General features: G+C 36.6%; 5 protein-coding genes. 4 read left to right on the top strand and 1 reads right to left on the bottom strand.

The window, feature by feature from the left end:
- Nucleotides 1–644: 644 nt before the first annotated feature.
- Complete coding sequence (locus H9631_RS21875; RefSeq protein ID WP_191816534.1) at nt 645–812, bottom strand: hypothetical protein; 168 nt, start codon at nt 810–812, stop codon at nt 645–647.
- Nucleotides 813–1,394: 582 nt separating this feature from the next.
- Here H9631_RS21875 and H9631_RS21870 point away from each other — a divergent pair.
- Genes H9631_RS21870 through H9631_RS21855 form a run of 4 tightly spaced genes read left to right on the top strand, consistent with a single transcriptional unit; the run spans nt 1,395 to nt 4,868 of the window.
- Nucleotides 1,395–1,853: a CopY/TcrY family copper transport repressor gene (locus H9631_RS21870; RefSeq protein ID WP_191816532.1), complete on the top strand. Its 459-nt coding sequence runs from the start codon at nt 1,395–1,397 to the stop codon at nt 1,851–1,853.
- Nucleotides 1,854–1,882: 29 nt separating this feature from the next.
- Nucleotides 1,883–2,098: a copper chaperone CopZ gene (copZ, locus tag H9631_RS21865; protein ID WP_191816530.1), complete on the top strand. Its 216-nt coding sequence runs from the start codon at nt 1,883–1,885 to the stop codon at nt 2,096–2,098.
- Nucleotides 2,099–2,109: 11 nt separating this feature from the next.
- Nucleotides 2,110–4,572 (top strand): heavy metal translocating P-type ATPase, encoded by a 2,463-nt coding sequence (locus tag H9631_RS21860; RefSeq protein ID WP_225221216.1) that lies wholly within the window; start codon nt 2,110–2,112, stop codon nt 4,570–4,572.
- Nucleotides 4,573–4,589: 17 nt separating this feature from the next.
- Nucleotides 4,590–4,868, top strand: a complete 279-nt coding sequence (locus tag H9631_RS21855) for a glutaredoxin family protein (RefSeq protein ID WP_191816526.1) — start codon at nt 4,590–4,592, stop codon at nt 4,866–4,868.
- The last annotated feature ends 326 nt before the right edge of the window (nt 4,869–5,194 follow it).

Here is a 5,194-nt window from a genome sequence, read left to right as displayed (position 1 = left end):
ATTCGGATCCATGAATCGCTTGGCTATTTAACACCCAGTGAATATAAGCGCAAGCATCAGGCTGGAATATGTACTATTTAGCTGTAACGCGGCACTTTACTTTGAGTGGCGGGCATGATAGCCTTGGCGGCTGAGCCAGATTCCCTTAAATATCTGGCTTCCTGGCAATACCTTAAACAGGTCTATGTTCCTTAAAATAATTGTTCAGTTTAGTGTTGACATTCCACTCCCGCAACATGGGCATAACACCACTTCATCAAAAGTTTCGACAAATCTTATATATTTCTTGGAAGTAAGAGGACATTCTAGTAAAATAGGCATTGCATTGGGAGGGTTATTTGTTCTCCGGCCGGCAAGCATAGAGGAGCAAATAACCTTTTCCTTTTCTAGTTTAAGAGCCGTCAGCTCTATTGACCATTATACTATGGTCAGCAAAGTTGACGGCTCTTTTTTGGAATATTTTCCGCCAAAATAAATGACAAAAACCTTCGCAATAGCGACATTGATTTTGGCTGCGGACATTATATCTTTGTTAACCAAACTGAATTTCCAACGTTAAGTCAATCTGAAAGGAAGCGTGCTCAATGCAAGTGAGTTGCAATTGTAACTGCTTCCCACTCTATACAATGAGCTACAACACTTCATTACATGTCTTTTCCGAACCATCTTCTAACTATAAATGGGACATTCTCTAATTGCTCCAATCGCTCCAATCGTTTAATCAATCGCTTGTTGTCTTTTCTTAACTTGATTGTAAAGTTGGAAGGAGTAATTTTTGAGATACTGATTGTGGCTCGTTTGTATTTCTTCATGTTCCTCACCTCTCCTATAGCATATGTATTGAGAGGCTTACGTAAGACTATTGAAAAAAGGCGCCTCTTTGCAATAAAGGGATGCCTTTTAAGTCTGTTTACAGTATTGTTCATAAGTTATGCAAGTGAATCAATTTCATAAGTGCTCTTTTAAAAAGTGTAGAGTGGTCCCTTGAAGTTTTCATGTTTTAAAAAATTATTAAATATGCTCTGTATCACGCTGATTTTGATATTGGTTGTTCTTTTGTTTTACTACTCCGATCCACAGCCAGTCTGGAGGCATTATAAACAAGCGTCACCAATTAGAAGTGAAGTTTTGCTCTCTTACCAGTTCGATGTCGAACATTATTGAACCCCAAGGGCTATAATTATGGAATTAACTCATATAGGAACGCATTCAAATTAATCTCATCACCGTTTAAATACTTTATTGGTCGCTACTAAAGATCACATTTCTGATGCATAAATAAATACCCTTAATTTATATGGTGAGAATAAAATTGCTTGACAATAATTGATTACAAATGTAAACTGAAATCAACAAAAATGGTTACAAGTGTAAACGGTTAAAGGAGTGAGATCATGAACCCTAAAATAGACTCTAAAATTACGGATTCCGAATGGGAAGTTATGCGTGTCGTTTGGGCACAAGATAAAGTTACCAGTAAAGAAATTATAGAAGTGTTGCAACAAAAGAAGGATTGGAAACCTGCGACTACCAAAACTTTTATTGGGAGACTTGTAAAAAAAGGAATGCTTCATACAGAAACAGAGGGAAAGAGGTATATTTATTCTGCTAATTTAAATGAAAGTAAATTTATTAAAGGCATCCTAGATGAAACTTTCGATAACATTTGTGGTAAAGAAGTTGGTAACACTATAGTGTCCTTAATTTCAAAAGCAACGTTAAGTTTTAAAGATATAGAAAAAATGGAAAAAGCACTTGAAATGAAGAAAAAAGATGCTGTTGAAGAAGTACCTTGCACTTGTGTTCCTGGACAGTGTAAATGTAAGGATCATAACTGTTCATCAGGACACTGAAAAATATCAGAATAAAAGGAGTGAGAATCATGGAAAAAACAACCTTAAAAATCACAGGGATGAGCTGTGCTCATTGTTTAAATAAAATTGAAACAGCATTGCAAGGCTTGCAGGGTGTAGTAAAAGCAACAGTCAATTTAAAGAAAGAGATTGCCAAAGTTAATTATGATGAAACAGCTCAAACATTAGAAAACTTAACCGCAGCTGTCAAAGAAATTGGATATGAAGCAGAGCCTATTAAATAATGAAAGGGTGAATGATAGTGACAACAAAAACATTTAATATAGAAGGTATGACTTGTGCATCATGTGTACAGACCGTTGAAAAAGCAACGAAGAAATTGCCTGGAGTACAGGAAGCAAATGTAAACTTGGCAACAGAAAAGTTGAATATCAGTTTCGATGAGAATACAGTATCCGTACAAGATATTCAAGCAGCTGTAGATAAGGCTGGTTATAAGGCCTTGACAGATAATGAGCAGAAAACATTTTCTATCACAGGTATGACTTGTGCATCGTGTGTACAATCCATTGAAAAAGCAACAAGGAATTTAGATGGCGTTATGAGCTCTAATGTAAATCTGGCTACAGAAAAAATGACAATCGAGTATAATCCGACAGTTGTTTCTGTGTCGGACATTATTGAAGCAGTATCAAATGCAGGGTATGAAGCTCGTGAAGATATGGAAGCATCAGGTTCGGCCAATGAGGAAAAGGATAAAAAACAAAAGAAAATAAAATCCATATGGACACGATTTTGGGGTTCAGCAGTTTTCACGATACCACTGTTCTATATTGCGATGGGACACATGGTGGGCTTACCACTGCCAAAAATAATTGACCCAATGGCAAACCCTGAATGGTTTTCACTATTACAATTTATTTTAACGATACCAGTTATGGTTTTTGGATGGAAATTTTTCTCAGTAGGATTTAGGACGTTATTTAGAGGACATCCCAACATGGACTCATTGGTTGCGTTAGGGACCGGTGCTGCATTTGTCTACAGTTCGGGGGCGACACTCGCAATTTGGATTGGGCATACCAGTTACGCAGAAAATCTATATTATGAGTCTGCAGCGGTAATCCTCACCCTTATTACATTGGGTAAATATCTTGAAGCTCGTTCAATGGGGAAAACATCAGAAGCAATTGGAAAATTAATGGGATTAGCTCCCAAGAAAGCTATTGTTGTAAGGGATGGAAAAGAAGTAGAAATAACTGTTGATGAAGTAGTTGTAGGAGATACGGTAATTGTTAAACCTGGAGAAAAGATACCGGTTGATGGTGTGATAATAGAAGGTATAACATCTATTGATGAATCCATGTTAACAGGTGAAAGTATTCCAGTAGAAAAGAATACAGGCGATCATGTTATCGGTGCAAGCATCAATAAGAATGGTACAATCCGGTATCAAGCAACTAAAGTAGGAAAAGATACAGCCTTATCACAAATCATTAAATTGGTAGAAGATGCACAAGGATCTAAAGCGCCAATTGCTAAAATGGCTGATATCATTTCAGGATATTTTGTACCAATTGTTATTGCAATAGCAATTCTTTCTGGTTTGGCATGGTATTTTGCAGGGCAAACAGGGCTCTTTGCTTTAACGATTACCATTTCCGTTTTAGTTATTGCATGTCCATGTGCTCTTGGTCTAGCTACGCCAACTGCGATTATGGTTGGCACTGGTAAGGGCGCAGAAAACGGCGTATTGATTAAAAGCGGTGGAGCACTTGAAACAACCCATAAAGTTCAAACGATTGTATTTGATAAAACAGGTACGATTACAGAGGGTAAACCTAAAGTTACAGATATTATCACTGTAAATGGAGTTAGAGAAACAGAATTACTACAATTAACAGCCTCTGCAGAAAAGGGCTCTGAGCATCCATTAGGTGAAGCAATTGTCAGGGAGGCAGAAGGCAGAGGACTAGGCTTTTTGAAGTTAGAAAATTTTGATGCTATTCCTGGTCATGGGATTGAAGTGACTGTAGATGGCATAAAGATATTAGCAGGAAATAGAAAATTAATGGATGATCGCAACATTTCTTTAGATAAACTGGCAAGAAACTCAGATGCTTTGGCAGGTCAAGGAAAAACTCCTATGTACATTGCTTTTAATAACAAAATTGCTGGAATTATTGCAGTTGCCGATATAGTCAAGGAAAACAGCTTAAAAGCCATTGAAAAACTTCATAAAATGGGAATCGAAGTAGCGATGATCACTGGGGACAATAAAGGTACAGCTGAGGCTATTGCAAAACAAGTTGGCATTGATCGTGTGTTAAGTGAAGTATTGCCAGAAGATAAAGCAAATGAAGTGAAAAAACTCCAAGCAGAAGGTAAGAAAGTAGCCATGGTTGGAGATGGTATAAATGATGCACCAGCTCTTGCACAAGCAGATATAGGGATAGCTATTGGTTCAGGGACGGATGTTGCCATGGAATCTGCAGACATTGTATTAATGAGAAGTGATTTAATGGATGTTCCAACAGCCGTGGAATTAAGCAAGTCTACGATTCGAAATATCAAACAAAACTTATTCTGGGCATTTGCATATAACGTGCTAGGCATACCGTTTGCGATGGGAGTTATCTACCTCTTAGGTGGACCATTATTAAATCCAATGGTTGCTGGGGCTGCAATGAGCTTAAGTTCTGTTTCAGTATTAGTAAATGCTTTACGTTTAAAACGATTTAAACCATCAACGATTTAGTAAAGGGTGAGATTAGAATGGGAGATAAGCTGGAACTTGAATTATATACAAGACCGACATGTTTAGATTGCCAGGATGCAAAAAAATATCTAACTTCTAACAGAATCCATTATGCTGATAGAGATGTAAGTAAAAATCTTAGCTTAGAGGAAGAATTAAAGAAAATATCTGGCACTCGAATCGTTCCGATGTTTGCTTTTTATAAAAAAGGGTTATTCGGAAAAAGAAAGTTAGTTAAGTATTTTATTGGTTTTGAAAATAATAAAGATGAAATAATTAGTATGTTAAAAAAATGAATCTAGAAAACCATTTATTCTTTTCATCTTAACTAATAATTACCCTACCCTAGAAGGAATTTGAATATCCTTTAAGGAGGTGGTGAAAAAAAAATGTGAGTTACGTTTTATAAAGGCTATATAATAAATAGCGTTTTTTAAAACAAATTAAAAATACCCTACATGGGTAAGGTATTTTTCAAAAGTGAAAAAGGAGCATTCCTGTTAGAAGGATTTTCGGGGACTTGAACAGAAAAAGCCCTCTTGGTATCGGAATCGATATTGCTAAGCGCACACATTACGCTTGTTTTGTAGATGATCGAGGACGAGTGCTCCAAAAATCATTC

The organism is Bacillus norwichensis (assembly GCF_014836955.1).
GTDB lineage: Bacteria > Bacillota > Bacilli > Bacillales > Bacillaceae_C > Siminovitchia > Siminovitchia norwichensis.
Note: the sequence above shows the minus strand (reverse complement) of the source record. Positions and strands in the feature narration are given on the sequence as shown.

Bases quoted from the DNA above. Each gene is read 5' to 3' on its own strand.
- H9631_RS21855 (WP_191816526.1), top strand. From the start codon at position 4,590: ATGGGAGATAAGCTGGAACTTGAATTATATACAAGACCGACATGTTTA.
- H9631_RS21860 (WP_225221216.1), top strand. From the start codon at position 2,110: ATGATAGTGACAACAAAAACATTTAATATAGAAGGTATGACTTGTGCA.
- H9631_RS21870 (WP_191816532.1), top strand. From the start codon at position 1,395: ATGAACCCTAAAATAGACTCTAAAATTACGGATTCCGAATGGGAAGTT.
- copZ (WP_191816530.1), top strand. From the start codon at position 1,883: ATGGAAAAAACAACCTTAAAAATCACAGGGATGAGCTGTGCTCATTGT.
- H9631_RS21875 (WP_191816534.1), bottom strand. From the start codon at position 812: ATGAAGAAATACAAACGAGCCACAATCAGTATCTCAAAAATTACTCCT.